The following is a 25966-nucleotide window of genomic DNA, read 5'->3' as shown; positions in this document are numbered from 1 at the left end:
CTTAGATCAAGGCGGATAGGCTGTGGAGCTATATGGTTACATATGTAACTAATTTGGAGGAGCGGTCCCATGAAAATCGAGCAGATGCATCACGTCGCCTATCGTTGCAAGGACGCCAAGGAAACCGTGGAATGGTACGGCAAGATGCTGAACATGGATTTTGTTCTGGCGATCGCCGAAGATCATGTGCCCTCCACCCACGATCCCGATCCCTACATGCACGTCTTCCTGGATGCCGGAAACGGCAACGTCCTGGCGTTCTTCGAACTGCCGACCAAACCCGAGATGGGGTTTGACCCGAATACGCCGCGCTGGGTACAGCATATCGCCTTCAAGGTGAAGGATCGGGACGAGCTGATTGCGTTCAAGGACCACCTGGAAAAGAACGGTGTCGAGGTTCTGGGTGTGACCGACCACTCAATCTTCCACTCCATCTATTTCTTCGATCCCAACGGTCACCGTGTCGAGCTGGCTTGCCCGGATCCCGAAGAAGACCAGCTTCTGGCTCGCCTGGACGAGGTCAAGTGGGAGATGCTGGAAGAATGGTCGAAGACCAAAAGGGCCCCGAAACACGCTGAATGGCTGCACGCCAAAGAGCTGGCCGATGTGTGAGCAAGACACATGCCGCCAGTGCGGCAAATGCCGTTCGATTGATGCCGCCTTGGCGGATCTGGGAGGAGAGCCCGATGTTTCAGACCTATCAATATCCGCAATACAGTTATCGTCAGTCGGAGGAGCAGCAGACAGGTACGGTCAAGCGCCACAAGGTGGTGGTGATCGGGGCTGGGCCGATCGGACTGACGGCTGCGCTTGATTTCGCCCAGCGGGGCATCCCCACCGTTGTTCTGGACGACAACAACACCGTTTCCATCGGTTCGCGCGCGGTCTGTTACGCCAAACGCCCGCTGGAGATCTGGGACAGGCTCGGCTGCGCCACACGCATGATCGACAAGGGTATCGAATGGAAGATCGGCAAGGTCTTCTTCCGCGACGACCTTGCCTACACATTCGACCTTCTGCCGGAAGACGGCCACAAGATCCCGGCCTTCATCAACCTCCAGCAATATTATCTGGAGGAATACATGGTCGACGAGGCTCAGAAATCGAACCTCATCGACTTGCGCTGGAAGCACAAGCTCCTGAACCTGCAGCAGGGTGACGATCATGTCGTGCTGACCGTCGAAACGCCTGACGGCGTCTTCAAGATGGAAGCAGACTGGGTGGTTGCCTGCGATGGCGCCAACTCCGACACACGCAAGATGGTCGGGGCAGGCTTTTCCGGCCAGTTCTTCCAGGATCGGTTCCTGATCGCCGACATCATCATGAAGGCCGATTTTCCGACCGAGCGCTGGTTCTGGTTCGACCCGCCGTTCCACCGGGGGCAGTCTGCTCTTCTGCACAAGCAGTGCGACGATGTCTGGCGGCTGGATTTTCAGCTTGGCTGGGAGGCCGATCCGGAAGAGGAGAAAAAGCCGGAAAACATCATTCCGCGCGTCAAGGCGATGCTGGGAGAGGACAAGGAGTTCGAGCTGGAATGGGCCTCCGTCTATCAGTTTGCCTGCCGGCGGATCGATAACTTCCGTTATGGCCGGGTACTGTTCGCGGGCGATGCTGCCCATCAGGTTTCACCCTTCGGCGCACGCGGCGCCAACACCGGCGTGCAGGACATCGACAATCTGGGCTGGAAGCTGAAACTGGTGCTGGACGGAGACGCCCCGGAAAGCCTCATCGACAGCTACCACACGGAGCGAGCCTTCGCGGCGGATGACAACCTGTTGAACTCGACCCGTTCCACCGATTTCATCACACCGAAAAACGAGGCCTCGCGCAGGTTCCGGGACGCGGTTCTGGATCTTTCGGAGGTGACCGACTTTGCCAAACCACTGGTCAACTCCGGACGTCTGTCGGCGCCGACACCTTATGTTGAAAGCGCGCTCAATACGGCCGACGAATCCAGTTTCGCAGGCAAGATGTCCCCGGGCACCTGTTGCGCCGACGCGCCTGTAAAAGTGAACGGCGAGGCGGCCTGGTTCCTCAACCAGATCGGCGACGGGTTCACCTTGCTTGTCTTTGGTGATGAAGCCGCAACAGATGTGTCAGCCGGCAATGTCAAGGCCCGTGTCCTGCGTGTGGGCAAGGACCTGCAGGACAAGGACGGAACACTTGCAGCCCGTTACGACGCGGCTCCCGGCACGGTCTACCTGATCCGCCCGGACCAGCATATTGCCGCTCGCTGGCGCTATTTCAACGACAACAAGGTGGAAGCCGCCTTGAAAACCGCGATGGGAGGCGCATGAACCATGGCCTTAAATCTGAAGCTGAACCTGACACGAAACCTTCCCGATCCGGACGGCTTTTATGAGTATCTGGTCTCCAGTCAGCGCCATATGAGTGACGAGGAAGCAAACTGCATGAATGCCAGGCTGATCCTCATCCTCGCCAACCAGATCGGCGATCCGGATGTCCTCAAAGCCGCCATCGACTTTGCGGCCAATCCGAAGGCGGCAGAGAAAAAGGAAGCAGCCTGAGCAGAAGGGGCTGGAGCACATGTGGTTCACGCTCCAGTGGCTGTTGTCCGGATGGCTTCAAAACCCTTGATTTTCTGCAATGTCGGGCATGAGTAACCTGTCATCCCAGCGAAGGCCGGGATCCAGTAATCTGCTGACCCCGCCGTGGTTTTCGGCCGGGTCTCACGGATACTGGGTCCCGGTCTCGCCGCTTGCGCGGCAAACCGGGACGACAAGGAAAGAGATCAGAAGCTGGCGCCTTTCACTCACCTCCTGAGCCGCGCCATCGCATAGGCGTCGACAAACGACCCGGAGCGGAAGGCAAAGTCCTTGTGGGTGCCTTCTATTTCGAAGCCAAGTGTCTGATAGAGCCTGACGGCGGCTTCATTGTCGGTGAAGACGGTCAATTCCAGACGGCGGATGTTCATCCAGTTGTCCGCAATCTCGATCAGCTCTGTCAGCATCGCCCGGCCGATCCCGCGTCCGGTGTAATCGTCGTGCACGCCCATGCCCAGACTGGCCGCATGTCCGCGCCGTCCGGCGGAACGGGCAAAACCGGCGGCGGCGACCAGAGTCCCGCCCAAAATGCCGACAAGGGACACCTTATCCGGTGAGGACTGGTTCACACGGGCCTCGATGTCCTTGCGCCGTGGGTAGGGCAGGCGCAAGGTACCCGCCCGGAACTTCGGCAGACCTTGCAGGACGGTCAAACCGTCCACGTCGTCCGGTCTTTCGGCGCGTATAATCAGGCCTTCGGGCCAGTTACCTGCCCTGGAGACCGGTGCAAATTCCGCGGGGATGTCTGAAATGCTCATTTTGCTCTCATTCGTTGGATCGAGAGAGCAGGCATCTGACAAACCCTGCTCTTCGAAGCAGGGTTGCGATGCGATCCGGCTAGATGTCTTCAGCCAACAGTGATCCCCTCGCGTCCCCTGCGGGAACGACGATATGCACCACGGTTAGATGAAGGGTCGCGCGATTGATCATGCCTCACAATCTTATGTTGTGCGCAGCCTGTCAATTGTCGGCATAAGATCTCGTCTGGGGGAATCTCCCCCAAGCCGTTTTGCAAACGAAATGCCTGACGTCACACTGGGAGCATCGATCATGACATTGGAGGCCGGGGTGAAAATCGGGCTGGGCGGCGGGTGCCATTGGTGCACGGAGGCCGTCTTTCAGGCAATTGCGGGCATTTCGAAGGTGGAACAGGGCTTCATCCGCTCCGATCCGCCAGAAAATGCCTGGTCAGAAGCGGTGGTGGTGACCTTCGATCCGGTCGCACTGCCGCTGGAAGTCCTGCTCGAGATCCATCTGCGCACCCACTCCAGCACCTCCCACCACAAGATGCGCGGCAAGTATCGCAGTGCCGTTTACGTCTATGACGCCGGGACAGGTGTGAAGGTCGGAAGGCTGATGCGCGCCTTGCAGCAGCGCTTTGACGAACCGCTTGTGACGCGTGTAATGACGCTTGCCGAGTTCAAGGCCTCGGACGAACAGTTCCGGAACTACTATGCCAAGGGGCCGGAACGCCCGTTCTGCAAGACCTATATCGACCCGAAGCTCGCCCTCCTGCGCAAACAATTTGTTGCTGCTCTGAAGCCGGAACGACTGGAAGCAGCGGAATAGCGAAGACTGTAAACAGGTCTGATGTTTGTCTGTCACGGATGAGGATGGGGAAAGCCGTGGCGCTCGGTGAGGGCGGTAAGGATCGCGTCCTTGTCATTGATGAAGCCGCCTTCGGAGAGCACCAGCACAGGCAGGGACTGATTGTCTTCCCCCAGAAGTTCGGCCACGTCCCTGCGTGGTTTCGGCCAGGCAATGCGGCGAACGTCAAGCCGGTCCGCAAGCTCCGGAAACGAGGCGAGCACGCCTTCCATGAGCGCGCAATGCCAGCAGTAGAATGTCTTGCCGGGATAGGCGGGGTCTTCAAATCCAGGGGCGAGTACGTAGAGCGTGTCTTTCATGCCTTGGGCCTTTGCGTCGACTCAACGGATTTGGATCTGGCGCAGCTATGCGGCAGACCTGCCCAAGCTGCAAGCTCCTGATCCATTCTGGTAAGGAAGACCATCTCGCAGGAGTAGATCACCTCTAAAAGGTCACCCCGGGCGACCGTAGGGAGTAAGTTCCGAATCTGCGCGGTGCTTGGCCGGGGAGACGCACAATTTGTGCTCGTCTGACGCCTCTCACCTCAGACAGATGCTCTCATCCGAACGGCTAGGAACCGTTCTCGCCAAAGAGGCTTTTCACCTCCGGCCATTCAGCGCCTTCATGATGAGCGGCGATTTCCAGAAAGATCTCCAGAAACTCGAAGCAGCCGTCGTCATGCACCAGATGGTGGGTCAGGAGGCCAACCGGCTCGGAGCCGGTGTTGCGCCGGCGGGTGAGCTGCAGGTCGAAGCGCAGCCGCGCGCTTTCCCAGCCGATGAAGCGCACCTGCTTTTTCCATTTCAGGATGTCGATGTGCGACTGGAGCTGATGCGCACGCGGAAAGTTGTGCCAGGTGAAGGTAGAAAGACCCGACAGGCCGATACCGGGCAGGCGGCGGGAGATTTCAGGATCGATCCGGTTCCAGGGCGGCACCATGGCCTTCACGAACTTGTCGCCAAAGAGTTCCCACAGGCGGTCATGACCTGCCTTGAGCTCGGCCATCAGGTCGTCCGGATCCCGCCGGGAACCAAGCTCGGCTGCTTTTTCGCCGAGGTCCTTCCGCTGGAAATTCTTGTGCTGCCAGCCGTGTTGCAGAACCAGCGCATGTCGTTCATCGGCGAACCGATCTGCAAGGGCTTTCGTCGCCATCTTCGGGATGACCGCGAACGCCACATCGACGTCATGATTGTTGGCAAGAGACAACATGCGTTCAAGGGCTGGTGTCGGTTCGATGGCGTCGTCGTCGCGCCACCAGAAGCGGACCTTGCGGCCGCGTTCGGCAAACCAGTCGAGATGATCGGTAAGCTCCTGCCGGAAGCGCTGCGGGTCAGTGGTCATGACATCCGGTCTTTCAGGTCTTGAAGGAGGACACGGGCGCTTTCCTCCGCACCACCCAGGCGGACGGTGTGCTTGCTGCGCGGAAGAGCCAGTGCATCGTCAATGGCAGCGGCAAGCCGCTCTGGTGTGAGGTCTGCTTCCGGCGTAACGATCGCCCGTCCATGGCCGGCAAGCGCTTCCGCGCGTTGTGTCTGTTCGGTCTCGTTGATCTGGGCAAAGGGCACGAAGACAGCCGGAACACCAGCCTGAAGAATGTCGAGCACGGTGTTGTAGCCCGCCTGGCTGACGGAAAGGCGCGCCCGTTTCAAAAGGTCCGGAAAGTCGCGCCGGGCGCGCTCTACGATGACCCCGTCCACCGCGCTTTGCCGGTAAATGGCAAAGGCGTCGTCGGAAATGTCGTGACCGATCAGCACCCGCCACGGCGTGTCTTCCGCACGGCGCGACAGCGGTCTGGCTTCCAGTGCCGCCGACAGCAGGCTTTCGGCAACGGCGCCGCCGCCGCAGGAGATAACCACCTCGTCCTCGCCGTCCGGCCCTTCCACGACAGGCCGTGGATCGCCGCCGACATAACCGGTGTAGCGAACCAGGTGGTCGACCTCCTCGGCAAAAGGGAAACTGTCTGCAAGGCGGATGAAGTCCGGATCGGAATGGATCAGGATCCGGTCGTAGAATTTCAGCGCCTGGTCGGCCATCCAGCGTTCTTTCCAGAGCTGCTTCTTGCGCACCAGAATGTCGCGAATGGAAGTGGCAATCAGCGGGACCTTGCTGCTCGCCTTGGCCGTTTCCAGAAGAGGGGCCAGTTCGAAGTCAAGCTGGCGACGGCCGAAGGGGTCGGTCTCGGTCAGGAGCAGGTCGAAGTCGTCGGCCTCAAGAACTTGAATCGATGCTTTAACGCGGGCGATTTTCCAAGCATCGTCAATATCTTCATTGTCCAAAGTCACAAGACGCTTGAAGGTCGCGTCCGGACTTCTGCAGGCTGGCAGTTCGACGATCTTCAGTGATCCGGTGTCGAGTGTCGGCGGTATTGTGTTGCCGCTGGCAAGTGTCACCTCAACGCCTTCGGCGGCCAGTGCCTTGCCGATGGCAGCGGCCCGCACGACATGGCCTGTCCCGAGCAGATGTTGAACATGTATGAGGGCCTTGAAGCTCATGCGTCTTTCGTCTCCCGGCGGCTCAAGTGGTTCCGCATGGCCTTTTCGGCAAGTGCTTCCAGCCGGGCAGCGCCTGCCGAAAGCGTATGGAAATGAAGGATGTGGTGGCGGGCTGCCAGGCCAAGCCTGTCCACAAGCGCCGGTTCCCGCATGGCGCGGCTGAGGTTGGCGGCAAGCGCGGATACATCGCCCTCGGGTGACAGCAATCCCGTTTCGCCATCACGGACAATGTCGGGAACACCGAAGGTGTCACCGGCAATCACGCCGACGCCTGCTGCCTGTGCTTCCAGAAACACGAGACCAAATGCTTCCCGGATTGCGGGCCAGACGAAAAGGTCGTGCCGTGCGTATTGGGCTGGAAGGTCGTCACCGGTAAGAGCGCCGAGCCAGGTGATCCGTTCGGGCGGAAACAGGCCAAGGACCTGCTCGCGCATCGGTCCGTCGCCGATGAGCGTCAGATGCCAGGGCAGGTCCCGAAGTTCGCCCAGTGCCGCGGCAAGCACTTCGTAAGAGCGCTGCTTGTCGCCTTCGCGCATCATGCCCACGGAGAGCAGTTTCAGAGGACTTGCCGCAAGCGGCTTGGCAGTGGTCGATGCGGCGAGAAAGGGATCGGCATCCAGAAACGGCAGGAGGACCGACAGGCAACGATGTGGCACGACCGCCGCAAGGCATTCGGCATCAGCGTTGTGGATGGCGGCAACGGCATCGGCGCGCTTCAAGGCTTCATCCGCGGCGGCAAACCCGAAGGCCCAGTCGCCCTGCTGCCGTTTCGGCGCACGGCTGGCTTCAACGATCGCATAGGGAAGGTCGAACCGGTCGGCAAGCGCCGGGCCGATCCAGTCCGGCGCCTTGTGATAGAGATGATAGGTCAGGAAGAGATCCGGCCGATAGCCTGACTGTTGCCAGTCGGCGCTTATCCGGTCTGCCTCTGCCAGCGCCTCACTCCGCACCTCTGACTGAATGCCGTCACTGCCATCCTTGCGCCAGGACCTGAAACGGCTGGCAATCGTCACTTCGTGCCCCAGACTTTCCAGAGCCTTCACGATCAACCGTCCCATGGTCCGGTCACCGGACGGGACCGGATGATCCAGGGGTTTCATCGGGGCAGTGAAGGCAATCTTCATGGTTTTCCTGGGGTTCGGCCTAGAGGACTTTGCGGAACTTGTCGGCAAGGCGGTCGAGGCCGGGGTCTGTCGAGAACGTCGTTCTGACCCTCTTGGCCGCGGCAAGGCCGAGACCGTGACGGGTCTCGGGGGCGGTAATAAGGCGCTGCATGGCCTCGGCCAGTTCCTTTGGTGTGCCAGGAGCAACAAGCACACCGGTTTCACCGTCGAGGATCAGTTCGGGTATCGCTGAAACCTTGGTGGACAGGCAGCAGATGCCCATGGACTGGGCTTCCATCAGGACATTGGGCAGGCCGTCGCGGTCACCGGATTTCGCGAGCTTCGATGGCAGGACGAAGAGATCAGCCTCGCGGCAGGTGGCGATCACCTCCTCGCGCGGCTGCGCCCCCCGCCAGGTGATCCTGTCCGACAGTCCGAGCGCATCCGCCTGTGCCTTCAGGTGCTCGGAAAGGTCTCCGCCGCCGATATGGGTGAAGTGCCAGTTGAGAGCCGCAGGCAGCCTTGCAAGAGCATCCAGAAGGTCGTCATAGCCTTTCTTTTCCACGGCGCGGCCAACGGAAACCAGGCGCACAGGCTCACCGCTGCCATCACGTGTCGTGGCTTTGGTCTTGGGCTCGGGAAAGCCGGAAAAGTCGAGGCCGTGATAAAGCAGCTCGATCTTGTCCGCATCCTCGGCAAGGCCTTTCAGGTGTTCGGCATTGACCGCGGTACAGGTCACGCCCCAGGCCGCGTCGTTGATCTTGGTTTTCAGGTCCCAGTCGGGGCTCGTCCAGATGTCCTTGGCGTGTGCGGAAAAAGACCATTTTCGGCCGGATAGATGCGCAGCATAACGCGAGGCGGAGCAGGGTGTGTGCAGATAGTGGGTGTAGATCCAGGTCACGTCTTCCGGCAGTTCATGGGCGAAGACGCAACCCTGGGCCCACCGGCGTCGCCGGTCGGCGTTGGGTTGATGCGCGAAATCGGCATCGAACAGAGCCTTGGCAGCCTCGAAGGTCGGCTGTTTCTCCGCCCAGCGTTTGGCGCGGGCAACGCGGGACGGGTCGTCTTTCACGTACTCCGGCAGATACATGACTTCGGCTGAAATCTGCCGGTGCAGATCGTGAATGTACGGGTCGTACGGCTTGCGCAGGGCGACGATCAGGATCTCGATACCTCGCCGCTCCAGACCAAGCATTTCCTGGGCGATAAAGGTTTCGGACAGGCGAGGATAGCCTTTGACCACAACGGCGATACGGGACATCGGTCAGCCCTTGAAAGAATGCGATTTGCGGGTGGCGATGGTCAGAAGTTGACCAGCTTCCGGCTGGCTGCCTGCTGTTCGTCGAAGATTTCGCCAACGCGGTTGGAGATGACATCCAGACCGCCAAGCAGATTATCGACGCCGGCTGCCGAAGGCGAAGCCATGCCCGGAAGTTCGGACAAGGCCGCAGCCATCAGGTCGGGATCCGGATACTGGTCGATCGGCAACACCTTCAAGAGGCCGCTTTGTTCGGCCCGCTCAGCCCGGATAGCCTGTTCCCGGCGCGGAATGACGCGCGGTACCATCAGGGTTGGCTTGTCGAAGGACAGGATCTCGCAGAATGTATTGTAACCCCCCATGCCGACAATGGCTGTGGCATTGGCAAGATAGGGTTCGATCTGCGGTGTAAAGCGGATGATCTCGACGTCGCGCAGGTGTTCGGCGCGCTCGCTGAACTGGGTTGCGGCGGCCGCCGGCATGAAGGGGCCAAGCACAATCAGGGCCGGGAAAAGCGGACGCTGCCGGGCTTCGTAGGCGCGCATCACCCAGTCGACCATTTCAACGCCATCGCCGCCGCCTCCTGGCGTCACCAGGATATAGGGTTCTTCGTCAAAGGGCGCGGGTGCGGGATTTTCGAGCGCCGATTTCGGCAACTCACGGCGCAGGTAACCGGTATAGCGCAGCTTGTCGCGTACCGATTGCGGCAGGTCGATGCCTTCCAGCGGATCACAGATATCTTCCGGTCCGTAGATCCAGATCTCGTCGTAAAGGTCGCGCAGGGCCGGATAGACGTTCTTGCGGTCCCACTCTTCCTTCAGCACCTTCGGGTCGTCCATGACATCGCGCAGGCCGAGTACGAGCTGGGTGTCGGTATCCTTCAGGGCTTCCAGCGTCCGCAGCACTTCCCCGCGCAGGCCAAGCGGTTCCTTGTCGACGATGAAGATGTCCGGATCGAACACCTTGGCGGTGTGTTCGATGATCGATGATCTGATCGCCAGCGTCTGGTCGATGTTGATATGCAGCGACAACGGTGTGTACTCGCCGTTGCGCAGCTTGATCACGCCTGGAATGCGAACGAAATCGACACGGGAGCGAAACTCGAAACTGCCGATGATCGGGGAGCCGGACAGGATCAGGACAGACAGCGTATCGAAGTCCCCGACCAGGGATTGCGCAATGGCCCGGCAGCGTCTGAGATGGCCCAACCCGAAGGAATCGTGGCTGTAAATGAGGATCTTCGGCGTCTTGGAACTCATACTGCCCCTAAATTTGTAAAACTGCCCCGAAAGGCTTATGTCTCAATTGATTGGCCCTTGTCACGTGCGGATATTTCTTGACAGGGGACTTTCGACAAGGAACGGTCTGCGGACCCTTTTAAAGCGGTTGTGGCAAATGTTAATCCCGGCTGGCGCAACTAACTCGGATCGCTAATATACCAAATATGATCTGCTTGCACATATTTGATCCTTGTCTGTTTGGATGAGCTTATGGAAAAGAGCCTTTTCGGTTTTATTTGGAAATACAGCGCCAGACAGCAAATCTTCATTCTCATGGTCACCGTACTCACATACCCGGTGGTCTATATCCTTCTCGAGCTGCCAAAACTGATTGTCAATGATGCCGTCCAGGGAGACAATTTTCCACGGACGATCCTTGGCGTCGATTTCGATCAAGTCCCATATCTTCTTCTTCTGTGTTTTGCCTTCCTGTTTCTGGTCGTCGTTTCGAACGGGCTGAAATTCTACCTCAACGTCTACAAGGGGCGTCTCGGCGAACGCATGCTCCGGCGCCTGCGGTTCGAGCTGTTCCAGCGGGTGCTTCGCTTCCGCTTGCCGCATTTCAGAAAGGTCAGTTCAGGCGAAATCATTCCGATGATCACATCGGAAGTGGAGGATGTCGGCGGTTACATTGGTGAAGCCTTTGCGCTGCCGGCCTACCAGGGCGGCATGCTGATCGTTCAGATCGGCTTCATCTTCATGCAGGACCCGCTACTGGGGCTTGCTGCCATCAGTTCCTATCCCATCCAGGGCTATGTGATCCCGCTTCTGCAGCGCAAGGTGGTGCTGTTGTCCCGGCAGCGGGTGCGCAACATCCGCGTCATTGCCGACAAGGTTGGCGAGAGCATCACGGGCGTTGCCGAAATCCATGCCAATGACGCGGCGGCCTGGCATTCGGCGGATATCTCCGACCGCCTCTACGAGAACTTCAAGATCCGGTATGACATCTTCAACCGGAAATTCCTGATCAAGTTCCTGAACAACTTCATGAACCAGCTGACGCCGTTCTTCTTCTACCTGATCGGCGGGTATCTGGTCATTCAGGGCAATCTGAGCATCGGTGCCCTGCTGGCGGTCATCGCGGCCTACAAGGATCTGGCTGGCCCCTGGAAAGAGCTGCTTTCCTTCTACCAGATGACTGCGGACGTCAGCGTCAAGTATCAGACTGTTGTCGAAAACTTCGACCCGTCGGATATTTATGACAAGGAGCGCCTGACCTCGGACGATACGGTCGACCTTTCCGGCGACGTCAAGCTCGAGAATGTCAATTTCTCCGGCGGTGCGGCCGGGCAGGAGGTTGTCGACGTCTCGCTGACCGTTCCGTCCGGCAGTGCTTGCGCGATTGTCGGTCCGGACGGATCCGGAAGGTCGGAGGTCCTGCAGCTTGCCGCCGGGCTCGTTGCGGCCGTCTCCGGCAAGGTCTGCATCGGCAGCCACGATCTCGACAAGCTGACGGACGCCACTCTCGGCCGGCAAATCGCTTATGTCGGCGGGGCAGTGCATGTCTGGACGGGAACGATCCGGGACAACCTCTATTACGGTCTGCGCCACCGTCCGCTCGTTCCGCCCCAGCGGGAGGGGGAAAGCCTGAGAAACTACAAGCGGCGGCTTGCCGAAGCCAAGGAAACACGCAACCCAACGTATGACCTTGCTGCCGATTGGGACGATTTCGCTGCCGCGGGTGTCAGCAACGAGAGAGAACTCGACACTAGGGCGCTTGAACTGCTCGAGACCGTCAAGATCGACAAGGACATCTATCGGCTCGGTCTGCAGTCGCGGTTCGATCCGACCATGGACGATGGCTTTGCCGACAAGATCCTGAACGTGCGCAAGGCACTCGCCGAGCGCATTGCCCACGAACCTGAACTCGGTGGCCTGGTCGAGCTGTGGCATCGCGATCGCTTCAATGCGAGTGCCAGCCTGGCGGACAACCTGTTCTTTGCCGTGCCGGCCGATCCGGAAATCACCATGGACCAGGTGCCGGACCTCGATGAGGTCAAGGCCTTCCTGGCGGAAACGGGCTTCGATCAGAAGCTTCAGCAAATCGGCCTCAAGATTGCCGAAACCATGCTGGAACTGTTCTCCAATGTTTCCGGCGACAGCGGTCTGCTCGGGGCTTACTCCTTCATCACGCTGGATGAGATTCCGGATTTCGAGCGCATTGTCCGCATCGCCAAGTCTGATCAGCCGCGCCCGGGCCTGACAGACGCCGATCGGTCACGTCTGACCGGGCTGGCCTTCAAGCTGGTCCCCGCCCGGCATCGTCTGGGTGTCATGACCGACGAATTGAAGCGCGATATCATCAGCGCCCGCCAGACGTTCCTGGAAGAGGTCGTCAAGAACAGCGACAACTTCGTTGCCTTTGATCCGGATGTCTATCTGCCGCCGCTGACCATCGAGGACAACCTCCTGTTCGGGCGTGCACGCGTCGACCGCCGGGATGCCCGGCGGCGTATCGACGATGTTATCCGTACCATTGTCGAGGAAACCGGTTTGCGGCGCCCGATCATCTATGCGGGCTTCGGATATCACGTTGGAGTGTCCGGTTCGCGCTTGTCTGCCGGCCAGCGCCGCAAGATCGCACTGGTCCGCGGTCTTCTGAAAAACGCAAAAATCACCATATTGGACGATATCGCCACCGGTATGACGGACGAGGACAAGACGCTTCGCGAAGGCTTGAGGCAAATCCTGTCCGGCAAAACATTCCTGTTCGGCACGTCCAATGCCGAAATAGCAGCTGAATTCGATCAGCGCTTCATTCTGGATCAAGGACGGCTTTCAGAAAAAGGGTAAGACGGTGGGTGTGACAATAGGTGGGCTACCGGTCTGCGGGGACCGGCCGGGCGATTCGGTTCGGTCGGAGCAAAAAAACAACGGGCGCGGGAGAAGAAGATGACACTTGAAACCGAAGTCGAGGCACTCCGTAAGGTGCCATTGTTCCGCGGGATCGACGAGACCAAGCTGAGGCTTCTGGCCTTCATCAGTGATCGGACCGAGTACCCCTCCGGCGAACGTCTTTGCTCCCAGGGAGAAGAAGGCGATTGCGCCTTCATCATCCTGTCCGGCGATGCGGATGTTCTGGTCGACACGCCTGAGGGCGAAAAAAAGGTAGCGCAGGTTTCGGAAAATTCAATTGTTGGCGAAATCGCTATTCTGTGCGACGTACCAAGAACCGCGACACTGGTCGCAGCGAATGACATGGATGTTCTCACTGTTTCGAAAGACGATTTCTTGAAACTATTGAAAGAATTTCCGGATATCTCGCTGGAGGTGATGCGGACACTGGCGCTGCGGCTTGAACGGACGACCCGGGATCTTGCCGACGCACGTCGAGGGGCTGCCAGCGGTTAGGGAGTAACACGTGGCTGAGGAATTTTCGCTTCGTTGCTGGGGCGTCAGAGGGTCCACCCCGACGCCGGGGTCGAGCACACTCCGCTATGGCGGCGAAACGTCGTGTTTCGAGATCCGGGCCGGCGACGCACTGGTTCTGGTCGATTGCGGTTCCGGCGCTCGAAACCTGGGCGTGGAAATCTGCGGGTGCAAGACACGAACCTTCGATTTGCTCTTCACCCACACCCATCTCGACCACATCTGCGGTCTTCCCTTTTTCAAACCTGCCTATGATCCGAGCTTCTCCGTCACTGCCTGGGCCGGACACTTTCAGGACGAAACCAGCCTCGTTGACATCGTCAGCCGGATCATGTCGCCGCCGATCTTTCCGGTAGCTGCCAAGACGTTGAAGGCGGTCGAGTTCAAGTCCTTCAATGCCGGAGACCTCATCCCGCGCACCGATGATCTCGTCATCCGCACCACGCGGCTTAACCACCCCGGTGGAGCGTGTGGTTACCGCTTCGAATTTAAGGGCAAATCGATTTGCATCATCACGGATCACGAACATGGCGATCCGGAAATTGATGCAGCTCTACCTGATTTCGTGCGCAATTCCGACGTCATGATCTATGACGCCATGTTCACTGACGACGAATACGGCACCTACAAGGGCTGGGGACACTCCACCTGGCAAAAGGCTGTCGAGCTGGCAAAGGCCGGCAACGTAAAGACCCCCGTTCTCTTCCATCATGATCCGCGCAGGTCTGACGACGAGCTTGATGAAATTGGTCTCGCCGCTCAAAACGCTTATCCCGGAACACTGGTCGCCAGCGAAGGCATGACCCTCAAGCCGTAAGCACCGCCCTGCCAGACAAGCCTCGATTCAATAATAAAAAAAGGGCGGCTCAAATAGCCGCCCAAAAAATCAATAAGGCTTAAAAATAGATCGATCGCCGGTTGCTGGAATGCGGGAATCCCGAGATTGCCGCCGGAAAACAAACACTTGTGACTTGAAACGCCGTCACACGTGCCTGCCGGATACGATCAATAGTTGTTTACAGGGTGTAGGAATTACTTGCATGGTCCATTTGGACTATAAATATGTATTTTCCGCAGCTGGGGAAGGGCGGATGGTTGGCCAGTAATTGGAAGTGTGCCGGCCTCTGCAGACTGGCGTGATGAAGAAATGGTCGGAACTTGATCAATGTTAACGCGCTGCCTCCGTTTTTTGCATATGTATTGAGGTGGAGCGTCAAGGCGGAGCGGGCTTAGCGGAAGCTGAAGCGTCAATCTGGTCTGCCCGACTTCGTTTACTGGCGTGATGCCGCAAGAACTCCCGGGGGGAAGGGTTGGCTGTCGCAGCAGAAGAATTGATTAGGCTGTCGAACCTTGCTGTATCGGCGGCACTGGATCCTGGGCGGTGGCAGGTTTTTCTCGACACGCTGAGCTGCAGCCTTGGTACGCGCGTGTGCACGCAGCTGATCGGCTACGACGACCTGACCAAAGCCACGCCGCTCACCTTTTCGTCAGGATACGACCCGTACATTCTGGAACTTTACGACGAGCACTACGCGGACAAGAACCCGTTTGCTGCCAACTTTGCCACCTGCAAGGTGGGAGACGTCGTATCAACCCATCAGCTGTGCCGACCTGAAACGCTGAAAAAGACCCAGTTCTACGCCGATCTTTTGTTGCCGCTTGAAGATATTACCGGTGGCGGTGGGTCGATGCTGGCGCTGGATGGCGATCGCATGTTCCTGCTCGGTGGCAACATGCGCTCGAAGGATCGCGACAAATACGAAGACGACTGGCTTCGGCTGTGTGCTCAACTCGCCCCGGTCATCCGTCAGTCACTGGAAATCAATCGGACCATCTCCGGACTGACCTTCGAGAAATGGGCTGCTGAACAGCATCTCATGGGATCTGGAACGGCGATTTTTGTGATCGATACCGCGATGCGGATCCACTATGCCTGCGCGGAGGCGCAAAAGCTCCTGGCCTCAGGCTCTCTTGTCGGTTGTGGTTTCGACAGGCGTCTGCATTTCCGGTCCGAAGAGGATCAAGGCAGGTTCGCTGGTTTCGTGCAGCTTCAATCCATGGGTGGTTTCGATGTGTTTCGAAACTGGCAGGCAAGGGATGGCAGAGGCAGGAACTGGACCTGTCGCTCAATAGGTTTGCAACTGGGGGATCTGGACAAGACGCCCTTCGGTGTTTTCATGAACAAGGCGGTCTCTGCAGTACTTCTGGCGGTCAGGCCCGAAGCCGGCAGCGATACGTTCCTGGCTCAAATGCAGAAGAAGCTTGGTCTCAGCCCGGCAGAAGCGGCAACGGTCCTGAAGCTCGCAGACGGCCGGACACCGGCGGAAATAGCCCAGGACCGCGAGATCAGCATTTATACCGTGCGCAACCAGATCAAGGCTGCGCTCTCCAAGACCGGGTCGCGACGTCAAGCCGAACTTGTGCGCAGTGTTGAGCAATTGCGTTTGCAAGGCAACCGGTAAGGGCCTGCTCACGTCCACTCACTTTACCGCGGGGTCGCTTGCGCAATTCGCGGCGCCGGTGGAAAATCCGCGCACGAGCAACGTCTTATCGGCGGCGAGATGACCACCATATCCCAGACACTGCGTTACATCCTGCAAGGCGGACCTCCGGATACCGGCATTCCGGAACGGGTCAGGGCCGAAATCCGTGCCCGAGAAGCGTCCTCCGAGCGCCTGATAGGCTGGGTTCAGCTTGGGCTCGTGCTGTTTTTCTCACTGCTTTACGCCATTGCACCAAGGGCTGAGGGATCGGCCGGTTTCAACTTCGTGCCTATTGCCCTTGCAGCCTACTTTCTGTTCACCGTCCTTCGGCTTGTGCTGTCGTACAGGTTTGAATTGCCGCGCTGGTATCTATTTGTGTCGATCGGTGTCGACATGGCCCTCCTGGTCGGGTTGATCTTTTCGTTTCACATTCAATACGGCCAGCATCCGACGTTCTATCTGAAGACGCCAACCTTGATGTATGTCTTCCTCTTCATCGGGCTAAGGGCTTTGCGGTTCGATCCTCGCTTCGTATTGACCACAGGCCTTGTGGCGGTCACTGGCTGGCTCGGACTGGTGTTTTATGCGGTGTTCGCAGACATGGACCACATGCGCGTGACCCGTAATTATGTCGACTACCTGACGGGCAACACCATCCTGATTGGTGCCGAGCTGGACAAGACCATGGTTATCCTGGCCGTGACGGTCATTCTGTCCGTTGCCCTCTACAGGGGACGGTCGATGCTGTTCGAGGCTTCGAAAGATCACGCGGCTGCAATGGATCTGAGCCGCTTCTTCTCGCCGGAAGTTGCGGCCTCAATCACCGGAGCGGACACGGAGTTGCAGGCCGGCGAAGGAAGCTTGCGCGATGCCGCCATTCTTTATGCCGACATCCGTTCCTTTACTTCCACCTCCGCCACTCTGCGACCGGAAACTGTGCTGGCGGTCCTGGCCGAGTACCAGAACCTGGCGGTTGATGTGATCGTTGAGGAAGGAGGACGGGTAGACAAGTTTCTGGGTGACGGCATCCTGGCAACCTTCGGCGCTGTCTATCCCTCCACGACTTACGCCGCCGATGCGCTTCGGGCTGCAAGACGTCTGGTGGAAACCGTGGAGCGGGAACAGCAGCGTTTTCGGGACGCCGGCTGGCCGGGACAATTGCGCATTGGAACAGCGGCTGCCGCCGGGCCGGTCACGGTCGGTGTGATTGGTTCCAGGGAGCGCCTGGAATTCACGGTCATTGGTGACGCCGTCAACTGCGCTGCCAAGCTGGAAGACGCCAACAAGAGCCAGGAAACCAAGGCGCTGACAGATAAGGCGACATTTGATCTGGCCGTTGCACAGGGTCATGATCTGCCCTTGATCGAAGCAAGGTCGGATGCGGCGGTCCAAGGTATCAAGCGTCCTGTGGACCTGGTGGTTCTGGCCAGATAGGCCGTTGGAGGGCCGCCGAACTGCCTTTTTGGTCAATACTGAAACACTTGACCGAACTGTCAATCTGGGCCAATTTGCCTTCAAAATTGACCTAATCGTCAATTGAGTAGATTAAATTCATTGATTTCAATGAATTGCATCCGTTTGGAGGTTTCTGTGAAACTGGACTCAACACTTTCAGCCATCGTGACAGGCGGTGCATCCGGGCTCGGAGCCGCCACCGCGCGCATGCTTGCGGTCGAAGGCGTCAAGGTGACGCTGTTCGATCGCAATGCCGATCAGGGGGAAGACGTCGCCGCGGAAATTGGCGGCGTCTTTGCCGATGTCGATGTGACTGACCAGGCGAGCGTCGAGGCTGGTTTCGAAAAGGCGCGCGCAGCTCACGGCCAGGAGCGGATTCTGGTCAATTGCGCGGGTATTGCACCTGTGGCGAAGACGACGTCTCGCGGCGAACCTCACCCGATGGACATGTTCGAGAAGGTGATTTCCGTCAACCTGATCGGGTCTTTCCGGTGCCTGTCGATTGCAGCAACGGGCATGGCCGCACTGGAGCCTGTCACGGCCGACGGTGGACGTGGTGTGATTGTTTCCACGGCTTCGGTTGCTGCCTTCGATGGCCAGATCGGTCAGGTGGCCTATGCAGCCTCCAAGGCAGGGGTTGCAGGAATGACGTTGCCTGTCGCCCGTGACCTTTCCAAGTCCGGCATTCGTGTCATGACGATCGCACCGGGCATTTTCGAGACGCCCATGCTGTTGGGTCTGTCACAGGAGGTCCAGGATTCGCTTGGCCAACAAGTTCCGTTCCCTTCGCGCCTCGGCAAGGCGACCGAATATGCGAAGCTGGTCAAATCCATCTGCGAAAACGACATGCTGAACGGCGAAACCATTCGTCTCGACGGCGCGATCCGCATGGCACCCCGCTAACACCGCTATTTGCGGGGGGCTGCCAGAGCGACAAGAAGAACAGATCTATCCGGTTGGTGGCTGAAGGGTTGCGGCCGGATAGGTTGTGTCAAAGTCCTCCAAAGTCACACTTTTTCATACGCATGACCGGAAATCCCTTTTAAGGTTACGCTACTGCTTCCGCCATATCGGGCGGAGCGAGGGCGTAAGGGGGAATTCCGATGGCGGAAAATATGCACGAGCTTGCTCCGCATCATCTGCCGCCTTTCATACCGGCTGCGGACGGTGGTGATTGGCTTTTTACCGTGATGCTGGTCGTGCTGATTTTCGGCGGGATCCTTGTCGGGGTGTTCTATCTGCACCTGCATTCGATCCCCGAACGGCTTGCTCACAAACATGGGCGCATGCAGTTCGAGCTTGTTGCGGTCCTCGGCCTTCTGGCTCTTTTCACACATAACAACATCTTCTGGGTTGCAGCGCTTCTGCTCGCCTTCATTCAGCTTCCCGATTTCTGGACACCGCTGGAATCGATGGCCCATTCCCTGAGTCGTCTGGCCGGAACGGGTGGTGTTTCGTCCGAAACCTTGGTCGAGCATGATCTTGAGCAGGAAGAGCAGGAGCTGGAGGTCGGCACGAGTGCGTCGGAGGGAGCGCCTCACGAACCACCGCCAACTCCAGCCGATCATTCCACTGCATCGACAGCCGAACAGGAGAACAAACATGTTTGAGCTCCTGTTCTGTTCCCTTCTCACCATATTGCCCGACTATCTGATCCGCAGATATGTGCAGGGCAAGCGCATCGGCCGGGAAATAACGCTCTATTCGGTCTGGTTCGAGCTGCGCTACGGCATTGTGCTGTGCCTGATGCTGACCGTGTCCCTGATCACGCTGATTTTCTATTTTCATCCAACGGCAACCACGGCGGTCTCGACATTCCGGACAATTCCGATACTGCCGGAAAGTTCCGGCAGGGTCGTCGAAACCTTCGTGCCGCGTGAGCTTGAGGTGGACATCAAGGCGGGTGACCCGATTTTCAAGCTCGACAGCACGCGTCAGGAAGCGGATGTCGTGACTGCGCAACAGCAATTGGTCGAAATCCAGGGAGAGCTTGCGCTGGCCCAGAGCGAACTGGCTGTTGCCAATGCCCAGACCGAGCAGGCGCAGGCAGCACTGAAGCAGGCGCAGGACGAGCTCGACACGAGGCAGGAGCTTTTCACCCGCAATGCCAATGTCGTGAGTGAACGGGACATCGAAAAGCTGCAGAACGCGGTGGATGCGCGAACCGGCGCACTGCGCGCGGCGCAGTCCAATCAGGAACTCATCCAGACCAAGATCACGGTATATCTGCCCGCGCGCCTGAAAAGCGCGGAGGCCAGATTGCACGAGGCGCAAGTGGAGCTGGAGAAGATGACTGTCTACGCCGGCGTGGACGGCACCATGAGCCAGTTCATCCTGCGTCCAGGTGATATCGTCAACCCGATGATGCGGCCTGCAGGCGTGCTAATTCCCACGGATGCACAGCGAGAGCGAATCGTTGCGGGCTTCGGCCAGATCGAGGCCCAGGTTCTCAAGGAAGGAATGGTGGCGGAAGCGTTCTGCGGAGCCGTACCTTTCACCATTATTCCGCTGGTCGTGACAGAAGTGCAGTCGCAGATCGCTTCCGGGCAGATAACAACCTCAGGCCAGCTTTTTGATGCCGCTCAAAGTGTGAAGCCGGCAACGATCACCACCTTGCTGGAACCGCTTTACGAAGACGGCCTGGCTGACTTGCCACCGGGCGCAATTTGCACGGTCAACGCCTACACCAGCAATCATGACCGCTTGTCGTCGGGCGAACCGATTGGAACCGGTGAGTTCATCTTCCTGCACGTGGTCGACACGGTCGGTCTCGTCCATGCGATGATCATTCGGCTTCAGGCGCTGCTGTTCCCGATCCAGACGCTGGTGCTGACGGGCCACTAGAACGAAAGCATCCCGGCGGGACGGTGGGAAACCGTCCTGACGGGGTGCGTATCATTCACTTCGTGTAGCTGACCACTTCAAACTCGATGCCATCGTCATCGTCGAAATAGAATCTGCGGCCCGGCTCGTAGTCGCCGTGATTGTGCGTGTGATAGCCATCGGCCTTGATCACTGCTTCGGTTGCGTCGATGTCATCGACGACGACTGCGATGTGGTTGAGCCCACCGTGGTGGCTGTAGCTGTCTCCGGAAACCTTGCTGGTTGTACCAGGCGGTGAATAGGCTGCTACATAGCTGGTTTCGTTGCCGATGTGATACGTCGTGCCGCCGCCAAGGCTTGCACCTTTCCAGCGAACCTTCCAGCCGAACCAGCTTTCCAGACGTTTGGCGGTCGCTTCCGGGTCACTGACCGTGACGTTCACATGTTCCAGGAATGCACTGCTCATCTCGGTGTCCTATCAGGGTTTGACCTTTTGTGGACACCAGACATAATTCCTCAATCTTAGTTGAGGTCAAGAGAGGCGGGGCGATATTTTGACGAAGGTTATGAAAGGCACCGATCTTCTAACCATCGGGGATCTGTCCGAGCGGACGGGGCTGTCCGTTTCGGCGATCCGGTTTTACGAAGAAAAGGGGCTGGTGCACCCAAGCCGGAACGCTGGAGGACAGCGGCGATTTTTAAGGGCCGACATCAGGCGCCTGTCCTTTGTACTGGTCGCACAGGAATTCGGGTTCTCGATTGCGGAGATCGCGGCGCAGCTCCAAAGGTTGCCGGAGGGGCGGGCACCGACCAAGGCGGACTGGACAAGGATCAGCAGAGATTTCCGATCTCACCTTGATCGGAAAATCGAACGGATGACGGCCTTGCGCAACAAGCTCGATGGCTGCATCGGCTGCGGATGCCTGTCTATGAAAACTTGTCAGCTCTACAACGCAGGAGACGCGGCAGCCAGCAAGGGACGTGGGCCCCGCTTTCTCCTTGGCGATCGTCCGGATTTCGCCAGGGACTGACTCACAAGCGGCTTTGGAAAAGTTGCCGGGACGCCAATAGGCTGTCCCGGCTCCTGATTTCACCTGTTGTCCAGTTGAGCCCTTACACGTTTTAGACCCAGCGGCGTGATCCGATACGGGCCGCTGTTCCTGGAGGCGATCAGCCGTTTGTATTTCAGCTTATGGAAAAGCTGTGGTGAGCAGCCGCCCCAGAACCAGCCTTCACGGGTGACGGTTTCATGTTTGATGACACGGCCATGCTCATCCTTTTCCAGAAGGCTATAGCCGCCTTGAGCCAGCAGGTGCAGGACCCGCTGCTCGGCTTTGGAAATGTCCATTGATTTGAATTTGCCTGAAAGTATGCACAGAGCTCCAGCCACCGCAGCTAATCGCCTGCAGTGCTGATGTGACTGGCCCCGACTGACGTCAGCCGGGGTCTACCGGGACTGTTGCAATCCGCGCATAAAACCTCTCAGTTGGTGGGAAGGCCCTTAGCACACGCTGCCAAACGCGACAACGCGCCGAGGCTCAATGCAGCGGTGAGGCTGGGTGATTTGCAGAGGCTGTTGCAAATCTGCTGCGATCTGGAAACGCAGGATTTCGATTTCCTGGTTCGACCGGGTGAAAACGCTTCAGCTGTGTTCAGCCGGCCAGTAGCCGTTGTCCGGGTTGCGTGAAACCGCAATGGCCTCGACATCCCGCGAGCCGCAGGAAGCGCAAGTAAGTGTTTCGCTCAAGGACGAGACTTTCTGGTCTCCGGTGAACCGTGAAAAGTTCATGTAACGGAACCGGCCACAGTGATTGCACAATATGGCAAGGCGTCGGTCGGTCTTGAAGAGCGTGTCGACTGTTGGGTCGTCTGTTTCAATAGATGAGAGTAAAGTCATGGCCTTTAAAACTTAATTTAAGGAATGGGAGCTGCCAGAGGCAATGCATGTCAAATACTTGTATTAACAAAAGTAGCACAGAGTTTTGCTGTACAAAACCGTTTAAATTTAGGTGAGCTGAGGGTCATGTCCCCGCGTTATGCCAGGGAAATGGGACTGTTTCATTCAATTACATGGCTTTACGGCCAACTGCTGAGACGAGACTGCAGCAATTTGCCGCCGGACTAATGTCCTTAAACTTGGAAACCGGCTCGCATTTTGTCCCGCACAAGGCTATGAGGAAGCCATGATGACGCTTTCAGAAACCTGGTACGACCTCTTCGGCCTTGCTGGCCTGCTCAACCCGTTTGCGCTGCTGATCGGCGGGTATCTGGGGTGGAAGGCCGACCGGCTGCAAAAGCTCTGGATCGCGGGATTCGCGGCGGCAGCGCTGACGCTCATTCTGGATGTGGCGATTGGCGCGCTGCCCGTGCCGCAGCCTTTTGCGCATGATGCCGGTGCGCTGGCTGTCTTTCCGTTCCGCTTTGTCGGCGGTTTGATTGCGTCTGCCGTGACCTATTGGCTCAGCCGCCGCGTGAAGCGCGCCTGAAGCCGGTGCTGCCGCGTTTTCAGCTGTCGATCCAGCTGTTGAACAGGGGAGCGTTGGGACAGTTCGGCAGGGCTTCATCCGCGCCATCGGGATGGCGTTCAAGCCAGGCACGACAGGCTTCGGTTTCGCTGCAGTTGATGCATCGATAGGCGGCAGACCTTAACGCGGCACCCGTGTGCACACCGGTCGGGACGTGGTTCATCGCGCCGATTGTGTCCAGCATCCTGCCCATCAGTTCCGCGCGTTCGTTGAGGCGATCCATCCAGTTCAAGCCGTTTCTCCTTCCGACGGGACATGTGCAGACATTGTCTGCCAAGGCCTTCTGTCTCTTGATGCCGCTCTGGTTTCCGGCACCGGTTATGAAGGACACAATGCAGCAGAAACACCTGCGTTACCTTGATCAGGGTCAACTCTGGGCAAGCATTGCGAAACCAGCCATACTGCAGGTTCATGATTCTGAACCCCTGCCAGGCCGCCTCCTGCAAATCGGAGCGCCGCAACACCTGGAGACGGTGTGATGGTTGAAACGGTAAGCGCCTCGCCGCTGCCCCAGGCAACCGGCAATGGCACAGTAGCTCAGGGGCTTGAGCCGGGAACGGAACTCAAGGCCAAGGTTGAGGCAAACCTGCCGGGTGGTGTGGTCCGCCTTGCCACACCCGATGCAAAACTGGAGCTGCGCGTTCCCGCACCGCTTCCTGAAGGTGGCGAGGTTACGGTTACCGTCAGCGGCTCAAAACAGCAGCCTGCGATCCTGATCACTGTGGGCAAGGAGCAGCCGCAGCAGCAACCTTCCGCGCCGGCGACAGCTTCTCAAGGTCAGGCGTCCCAAGCCCAACCATCCCAGGCTCAAGCTCAAGCATCCCAAGTACAGACGTCAAAGGGCCAGACCGGCCAGGCTCCTGCGCAATCCGAAGCCGGAGCGCCCCTGCAACCGCAACCTTCAACGGCAACCGCCTATCCGCGGCCGTCGCCGGTTCTGGCGCATCTGGTTCAGGTTCTTTCGGTCAATACGGCTCCGGGCCAGACTGCCGGCAACGCGCAGGCCTTGCCGCAAACACCTCTTCCGGGGGCGCCTCCGCCAACCAGCGCTCCGCCGGCGGCCGGCGCCGCGCAGCCTCCGGCTTCAGGAAACGTCGCAACCGGTCAGCCTCTTCCGCCGACAGGAGCATCTGGACAAACAATCGCTGGAGTGACACCTCCGGCAGGGGCTTCTACGCAGAACTCGGCGTCGACGCAGCCTGCTGCTGCCCCGTCCCAGGTTTCCGCACCTGCGCCAAATGCCCCTTCGGGTGGGCCCGTGCAGCCGCAAGTCGCTACCGCGCCACCGGCGGGCACGCCATCTTCCGGGATCTCTCAACCGGGACAGCCTGCGCCTCCGGCAGGGTCTGCGGCCGGGCAAGTGCCGTCGGGGGGAGGCGTACCTGTTACGGCCGCTCCCGGACAAGGTGCGGCGAGCCTGTCTAACCTGACCGGCGGACCACCGGTTTCGCAGCCGGCAGCAGTTGCTTCAACGGTTACAGTCGCGCCCACGCAACCCGGAACATCGGTGAACCAGCCCCTAGCGAACACTGCCGCAGTTTCACCTGCCGGTGCTTCTGTTCAGGCACCACCGTCCACGCTTTCAGCAGGCACGCTGGCAACGCCAGCGCCGCCGCCTTTACAAGGTAACCCGGCAGCTCCAGTGGGGGCTCCTTCAGGAAACGCGCCTGCACCTGCCACAAACGCCCCTGGTGTACAAAGTGCAGTCCCCGGAACGGCGCCCGGTCAGGTTCCGGCAGGTGCAGGGACCGGAGCGCCGGTATCAAGCACGGTACAGGCAAATCTCCAGTCGGGAGGATCGTCGGGACCAACGCCTGTCCAGGGCTCGCAATTGGCATCAACCGCCGCGGGGGCTGGTGCCAACTCCGCTTCTCCTCCAGCTGCAAACCTGGCTGGCACAGGCGTGCCCAATCAAGCTACAGGGCAGTCAAACGGCGCATTTCAGACAGTTGGAGCACAGCCCGTAGTCCTGACGCGAACGGCGATCCCTCAGACTTATCCCGCATCCGTTGGTGCATCCGTGCCGGCTGCGGGAGCCCCGAACCCAACTGCGCAGGCACCAGTGGTGGGTCAGCAGCCTGCCAATAAGATTGCCGAATTTCTGAAGCAGCCACTCAGCGAGCAGCAGGCCGGCCTGGGGAGCCTGTTCGCCCAGATCGGAAGTCTGATGTCCGCGCAGAACAGCGGGAACGTTTCTTTGCCGGATCCCGTGGTCAAGGCAATGCAGCAGATCCTCGGTTTGCGCTTGTCGTCGGCCCAGGCACCGACCACGCAGGATCTGCAACAGGCCGTAAGATTGTCCGGACAGTTTCGCGAAGCACAATTGTCCCTGCCTTCCGGAGCGCAGCCGCAGGGCCAAGTCGCACTGCCGGATCTGAAATCCGCCCTTTTGTCGTTCAAGGCACTGCTTCAGCAGTTGGGTGCCCGCTCTGAAATCACCCACCCCGCAGGACAGCCGCCGGCGCCATCCCGGCATGGTGCACCACAAGGCCAGGCGCAACAGACCAGCAGCGGGTTCTGGGCAGGAGCTGCTTCGCAAAATCTGCAGGCACTTCTGAAGGAAACGGATTCGGCCCTGGCGCGCCTGCGGCTGACGCAGCTCAGCAATACGAAACTGTCCAGGGAAGATGGACCGCGCGCAGCGTCCCGTCCGATGGATCTTGTGGTTGAACTGCCGCTCGCGTTTGGCAATGAAACGGCCGTGATGCAAATGCAGGTCGGCCGCGATGGAGCCGGAAACCAGGACGAGGATGAGGGGGAACCCGCCTGGCGGCTGCGGTTTGCACTCGATCTGACCGCGACAGGACCGCTGGAAGCTGCCATCAGTCTGCGCGGCGGCGGAACCTATGCCAGCTTGTGGGTGGATCGCAAGGAAACCTTCGACAGCCTGAACGCCGTTCGCGAAACCATGGAAGCCGCTTTTGCCGATGCGGGGCTGGACCTTCAGGAACTGCGGCTGATCCGGGGGCTCCCACCCAGAACAGCGGCCAAATACGGCGCACTGATCGACAGGCAATCGTGAGACGG

The 25966-nt window shown here is 58.9% G+C and carries 26 protein-coding genes; 15 read left to right on the top strand and 11 right to left on the bottom strand.

Features of this window, described 5'->3' with window-relative positions; all coding sequences use genetic code 11:
* Positions 1-69 precede the first annotated feature (69 nt).
* The 3 genes from HEP89_RS26630 to HEP89_RS26620 all read left to right on the top strand — a co-directional run bounded on the left by HEP89_RS26630 (position 70) and on the right by HEP89_RS26620 (position 2528).
* The gene (locus HEP89_RS26630) at positions 70-612 is read left to right on the top strand and encodes a VOC family protein (protein ID WP_077290377.1); all 543 of its coding nucleotides are present in this window, start codon (positions 70-72) and stop codon (positions 610-612) included.
* Positions 613-686: 74 nt separating this feature from the next.
* On the top strand, positions 687-2297 hold the full coding sequence (locus HEP89_RS26625) for an FAD-dependent oxidoreductase (RefSeq protein ID WP_077290376.1): 1611 nt from the start codon (positions 687-689) through the stop codon (positions 2295-2297).
* A gap of 3 nt (positions 2298-2300) precedes the next feature.
* Positions 2301-2528: a DUF2783 domain-containing protein gene (locus HEP89_RS26620; RefSeq protein WP_197923294.1), complete on the top strand. Its 228-nt coding sequence runs from the start codon at positions 2301-2303 to the stop codon at positions 2526-2528.
* 245 nt (positions 2529-2773) lie between these two features.
* On the opposite strand, the gene HEP89_RS26615 is transcribed toward HEP89_RS26620, so the two are convergent.
* Complete coding sequence (locus HEP89_RS26615) at positions 2774-3322, bottom strand: GNAT family N-acetyltransferase (RefSeq protein ID WP_077290375.1); 549 nt, start codon at positions 3320-3322, stop codon at positions 2774-2776.
* A gap of 292 nt (positions 3323-3614) precedes the next feature.
* Between HEP89_RS26615 and HEP89_RS26610 the strand changes: the two genes are divergently transcribed.
* Positions 3615-4133 (top strand): peptide-methionine (S)-S-oxide reductase, encoded by a 519-nt coding sequence (locus tag HEP89_RS26610; RefSeq protein ID WP_077293119.1) that lies wholly within the window; start codon positions 3615-3617, stop codon positions 4131-4133.
* A gap of 32 nt (positions 4134-4165) precedes the next feature.
* On the opposite strand, the gene HEP89_RS26605 is transcribed toward HEP89_RS26610, so the two are convergent.
* The 6 genes from HEP89_RS26605 to HEP89_RS26580 all read right to left on the bottom strand — a co-directional run bounded on the left by HEP89_RS26605 (position 4166) and on the right by HEP89_RS26580 (position 10263).
* Positions 4166-4471, bottom strand: a complete 306-nt coding sequence (locus HEP89_RS26605) for a DUF3088 domain-containing protein (protein ID WP_077290374.1) — start codon at positions 4469-4471, stop codon at positions 4166-4168.
* 250 nt (positions 4472-4721) lie between these two features.
* Entirely contained in the window at positions 4722-5492 is a 771-nt protein-coding gene (locus tag HEP89_RS26600) for a polysaccharide deacetylase family protein (protein WP_077290373.1), read from the bottom strand.
* Positions 5489-6643, bottom strand: a complete 1155-nt coding sequence (locus HEP89_RS26595; RefSeq protein WP_168693445.1) for a glycosyltransferase — start codon at positions 6641-6643, stop codon at positions 5489-5491. Before HEP89_RS26595 ends, HEP89_RS26600 begins: the two co-directional genes overlap by 4 nt.
* On the bottom strand, positions 6640-7767 hold the full coding sequence (locus HEP89_RS26590; RefSeq protein ID WP_168693444.1) for a glycosyltransferase family 4 protein: 1128 nt from the start codon (positions 7765-7767) through the stop codon (positions 6640-6642). The genes HEP89_RS26595 and HEP89_RS26590 overlap by 4 nt, the downstream gene beginning before the upstream one ends.
* Before the next feature lie 19 nt (positions 7768-7786).
* Positions 7787-9007, bottom strand: coding sequence for a glycosyltransferase family 4 protein (locus HEP89_RS26585; RefSeq protein WP_168693443.1), 1221 nt, complete (start codon positions 9005-9007; stop codon positions 7787-7789).
* A 41-nt stretch (positions 9008-9048) separates the two neighbouring features.
* Positions 9049-10263, bottom strand: coding sequence for a glycosyltransferase (locus tag HEP89_RS26580; RefSeq protein ID WP_152511400.1), 1215 nt, complete (start codon positions 10261-10263; stop codon positions 9049-9051).
* Positions 10264-10494: 231 nt separating this feature from the next.
* Between HEP89_RS26580 and HEP89_RS26575 the strand changes: the two genes are divergently transcribed.
* The 8 genes from HEP89_RS26575 to HEP89_RS26540 all read left to right on the top strand — a co-directional run bounded on the left by HEP89_RS26575 (position 10495) and on the right by HEP89_RS26540 (position 20435).
* The gene (locus HEP89_RS26575) at positions 10495-13077 is read left to right on the top strand and encodes an ABC transporter transmembrane domain-containing protein (protein WP_168693442.1); all 2583 of its coding nucleotides are present in this window, start codon (positions 10495-10497) and stop codon (positions 13075-13077) included.
* Between the two features lie 99 nt (positions 13078-13176).
* Positions 13177-13635 (top strand): Crp/Fnr family transcriptional regulator, encoded by a 459-nt coding sequence (locus tag HEP89_RS26570; protein ID WP_006931293.1) that lies wholly within the window; start codon positions 13177-13179, stop codon positions 13633-13635.
* Between the two features lie 10 nt (positions 13636-13645).
* The gene (locus tag HEP89_RS26565) at positions 13646-14470 is read left to right on the top strand and encodes an MBL fold metallo-hydrolase (RefSeq protein ID WP_168693441.1); all 825 of its coding nucleotides are present in this window, start codon (positions 13646-13648) and stop codon (positions 14468-14470) included.
* Positions 14471-14963: 493 nt separating this feature from the next.
* Entirely contained in the window at positions 14964-16115 is a 1152-nt protein-coding gene (locus HEP89_RS26560; protein ID WP_168693440.1) for a helix-turn-helix transcriptional regulator, read from the top strand.
* 99 nt (positions 16116-16214) lie between these two features.
* On the top strand, positions 16215-17570 hold the full coding sequence (locus tag HEP89_RS26555; RefSeq protein ID WP_168693439.1) for an adenylate/guanylate cyclase domain-containing protein: 1356 nt from the start codon (positions 16215-16217) through the stop codon (positions 17568-17570).
* A gap of 156 nt (positions 17571-17726) precedes the next feature.
* Positions 17727-18494, top strand: coding sequence for an SDR family NAD(P)-dependent oxidoreductase (locus tag HEP89_RS26550; protein WP_168693438.1), 768 nt, complete (start codon positions 17727-17729; stop codon positions 18492-18494).
* Between the two features lie 200 nt (positions 18495-18694).
* Positions 18695-19201 (top strand): hypothetical protein, encoded by a 507-nt coding sequence (locus tag HEP89_RS26545; protein WP_168693437.1) that lies wholly within the window; start codon positions 18695-18697, stop codon positions 19199-19201.
* On the top strand, positions 19194-20435 hold the full coding sequence (locus tag HEP89_RS26540; RefSeq protein WP_075282026.1) for an HlyD family secretion protein: 1242 nt from the start codon (positions 19194-19196) through the stop codon (positions 20433-20435). Before HEP89_RS26545 ends, HEP89_RS26540 begins: the two co-directional genes overlap by 8 nt.
* A 55-nt stretch (positions 20436-20490) precedes the next feature.
* Here HEP89_RS26540 and HEP89_RS26535 read toward each other — a convergent pair whose 3' ends face one another.
* A complete protein-coding gene (locus HEP89_RS26535) occupies positions 20491-20880 on the bottom strand; it encodes a VOC family protein (RefSeq protein ID WP_152507120.1) in 390 nt (129 codons plus the stop codon).
* A gap of 100 nt (positions 20881-20980) precedes the next feature.
* Between HEP89_RS26535 and soxR the strand changes: the two genes are divergently transcribed.
* Positions 20981-21445 carry a redox-sensitive transcriptional activator SoxR gene (soxR, locus tag HEP89_RS26530; protein WP_055658778.1) on the top strand — a complete coding sequence of 155 codons (465 nt, stop codon included), beginning with the start codon at positions 20981-20983 and terminating at the stop codon, positions 21443-21445.
* Positions 21446-21504: 59 nt separating this feature from the next.
* Here the strand turns inward: soxR and HEP89_RS26525 are convergent, their stop codons facing one another.
* Together HEP89_RS26525 and HEP89_RS26520 are read right to left on the bottom strand one after the other, a co-directional pair.
* The gene (locus HEP89_RS26525; protein WP_168693436.1) at positions 21505-21762 is read right to left on the bottom strand and encodes a YjhX family toxin; all 258 of its coding nucleotides are present in this window, start codon (positions 21760-21762) and stop codon (positions 21505-21507) included.
* Positions 21763-22056: 294 nt separating this feature from the next.
* Entirely contained in the window at positions 22057-22203 is a 147-nt protein-coding gene (locus tag HEP89_RS26520) for a hypothetical protein (protein WP_022997775.1), read from the bottom strand.
* A gap of 394 nt (positions 22204-22597) precedes the next feature.
* Here HEP89_RS26520 and HEP89_RS26515 point away from each other — a divergent pair, with 394 nt between their 5' ends.
* A complete protein-coding gene (locus HEP89_RS26515) occupies positions 22598-22900 on the top strand; it encodes a hypothetical protein (RefSeq protein ID WP_022997774.1) in 303 nt (100 codons plus the stop codon).
* A gap of 19 nt (positions 22901-22919) precedes the next feature.
* On the opposite strand, the gene HEP89_RS26510 is transcribed toward HEP89_RS26515, so the two are convergent.
* Positions 22920-23162 (bottom strand): DUF6455 family protein, encoded by a 243-nt coding sequence (locus HEP89_RS26510; protein ID WP_062489387.1) that lies wholly within the window; start codon positions 23160-23162, stop codon positions 22920-22922.
* Positions 23163-23417: 255 nt separating this feature from the next.
* Here HEP89_RS26510 and HEP89_RS26505 point away from each other — a divergent pair, with 255 nt between their 5' ends.
* Positions 23418-25961, top strand: a complete 2544-nt coding sequence (locus tag HEP89_RS26505) for a flagellar hook-length control protein FliK (protein WP_168693435.1) — start codon at positions 23418-23420, stop codon at positions 25959-25961.
* The last annotated feature ends 5 nt before the right edge of the window (positions 25962-25966 follow it).

This window comes from Labrenzia sp. 5N (assembly GCF_012395805.1).
GTDB classification, from domain to species: domain Bacteria; phylum Pseudomonadota; class Alphaproteobacteria; order Rhizobiales; family Stappiaceae; genus Roseibium; species Roseibium algicola.
The sequence above is the reverse complement of the archived record's forward strand: the minus strand, read 5'-3'. Positions and strand labels throughout refer to the sequence as shown.

Bases quoted from the DNA above. Each gene is read 5' to 3' on its own strand.
- HEP89_RS26540 (WP_075282026.1), top strand. From the start codon at position 19,194: ATGTTTGAGCTCCTGTTCTGTTCCCTTCTCACCATATTGCCCGACTAT.
- HEP89_RS26535 (WP_152507120.1), bottom strand. From the start codon at position 20,880: ATGAGCAGTGCATTCCTGGAACATGTGAACGTCACGGTCAGTGACCCG.
- HEP89_RS26515 (WP_022997774.1), top strand. From the start codon at position 22,598: ATGATGACGCTTTCAGAAACCTGGTACGACCTCTTCGGCCTTGCTGGC.
- HEP89_RS26570 (WP_006931293.1), top strand. From the start codon at position 13,177: ATGACACTTGAAACCGAAGTCGAGGCACTCCGTAAGGTGCCATTGTTC.
- HEP89_RS26510 (WP_062489387.1), bottom strand. From the start codon at position 23,162: ATGGATCGCCTCAACGAACGCGCGGAACTGATGGGCAGGATGCTGGAC.
- HEP89_RS26605 (WP_077290374.1), bottom strand. From the start codon at position 4,471: ATGAAAGACACGCTCTACGTACTCGCCCCTGGATTTGAAGACCCCGCC.
- soxR (WP_055658778.1), top strand. From the start codon at position 20,981: ATGAAAGGCACCGATCTTCTAACCATCGGGGATCTGTCCGAGCGGACG.
- HEP89_RS26555 (WP_168693439.1), top strand. From the start codon at position 16,215: ATGACCACCATATCCCAGACACTGCGTTACATCCTGCAAGGCGGACCT.
- HEP89_RS26545 (WP_168693437.1), top strand. From the start codon at position 18,695: ATGGCGGAAAATATGCACGAGCTTGCTCCGCATCATCTGCCGCCTTTC.
- HEP89_RS26620 (WP_197923294.1), top strand. From the start codon at position 2,301: ATGGCCTTAAATCTGAAGCTGAACCTGACACGAAACCTTCCCGATCCG.
- HEP89_RS26600 (WP_077290373.1), bottom strand. From the start codon at position 5,492: ATGACCACTGACCCGCAGCGCTTCCGGCAGGAGCTTACCGATCATCTC.
- HEP89_RS26575 (WP_168693442.1), top strand. From the start codon at position 10,495: ATGGAAAAGAGCCTTTTCGGTTTTATTTGGAAATACAGCGCCAGACAG.
- HEP89_RS26615 (WP_077290375.1), bottom strand. From the start codon at position 3,322: ATGAGCATTTCAGACATCCCCGCGGAATTTGCACCGGTCTCCAGGGCA.
- HEP89_RS26520 (WP_022997775.1), bottom strand. From the start codon at position 22,203: ATGAACTTTTCACGGTTCACCGGAGACCAGAAAGTCTCGTCCTTGAGC.
- HEP89_RS26595 (WP_168693445.1), bottom strand. From the start codon at position 6,643: ATGAGCTTCAAGGCCCTCATACATGTTCAACATCTGCTCGGGACAGGC.
- HEP89_RS26505 (WP_168693435.1), top strand. From the start codon at position 23,418: ATGGTTGAAACGGTAAGCGCCTCGCCGCTGCCCCAGGCAACCGGCAAT.
- HEP89_RS26610 (WP_077293119.1), top strand. From the start codon at position 3,615: ATGACATTGGAGGCCGGGGTGAAAATCGGGCTGGGCGGCGGGTGCCAT.
- HEP89_RS26525 (WP_168693436.1), bottom strand. From the start codon at position 21,762: ATGGACATTTCCAAAGCCGAGCAGCGGGTCCTGCACCTGCTGGCTCAA.
- HEP89_RS26580 (WP_152511400.1), bottom strand. From the start codon at position 10,263: ATGAGTTCCAAGACGCCGAAGATCCTCATTTACAGCCACGATTCCTTC.
- HEP89_RS26630 (WP_077290377.1), top strand. From the start codon at position 70: ATGAAAATCGAGCAGATGCATCACGTCGCCTATCGTTGCAAGGACGCC.
- HEP89_RS26585 (WP_168693443.1), bottom strand. From the start codon at position 9,007: ATGTCCCGTATCGCCGTTGTGGTCAAAGGCTATCCTCGCCTGTCCGAA.
- HEP89_RS26625 (WP_077290376.1), top strand. From the start codon at position 687: ATGTTTCAGACCTATCAATATCCGCAATACAGTTATCGTCAGTCGGAG.
- HEP89_RS26590 (WP_168693444.1), bottom strand. From the start codon at position 7,767: ATGAAGATTGCCTTCACTGCCCCGATGAAACCCCTGGATCATCCGGTC.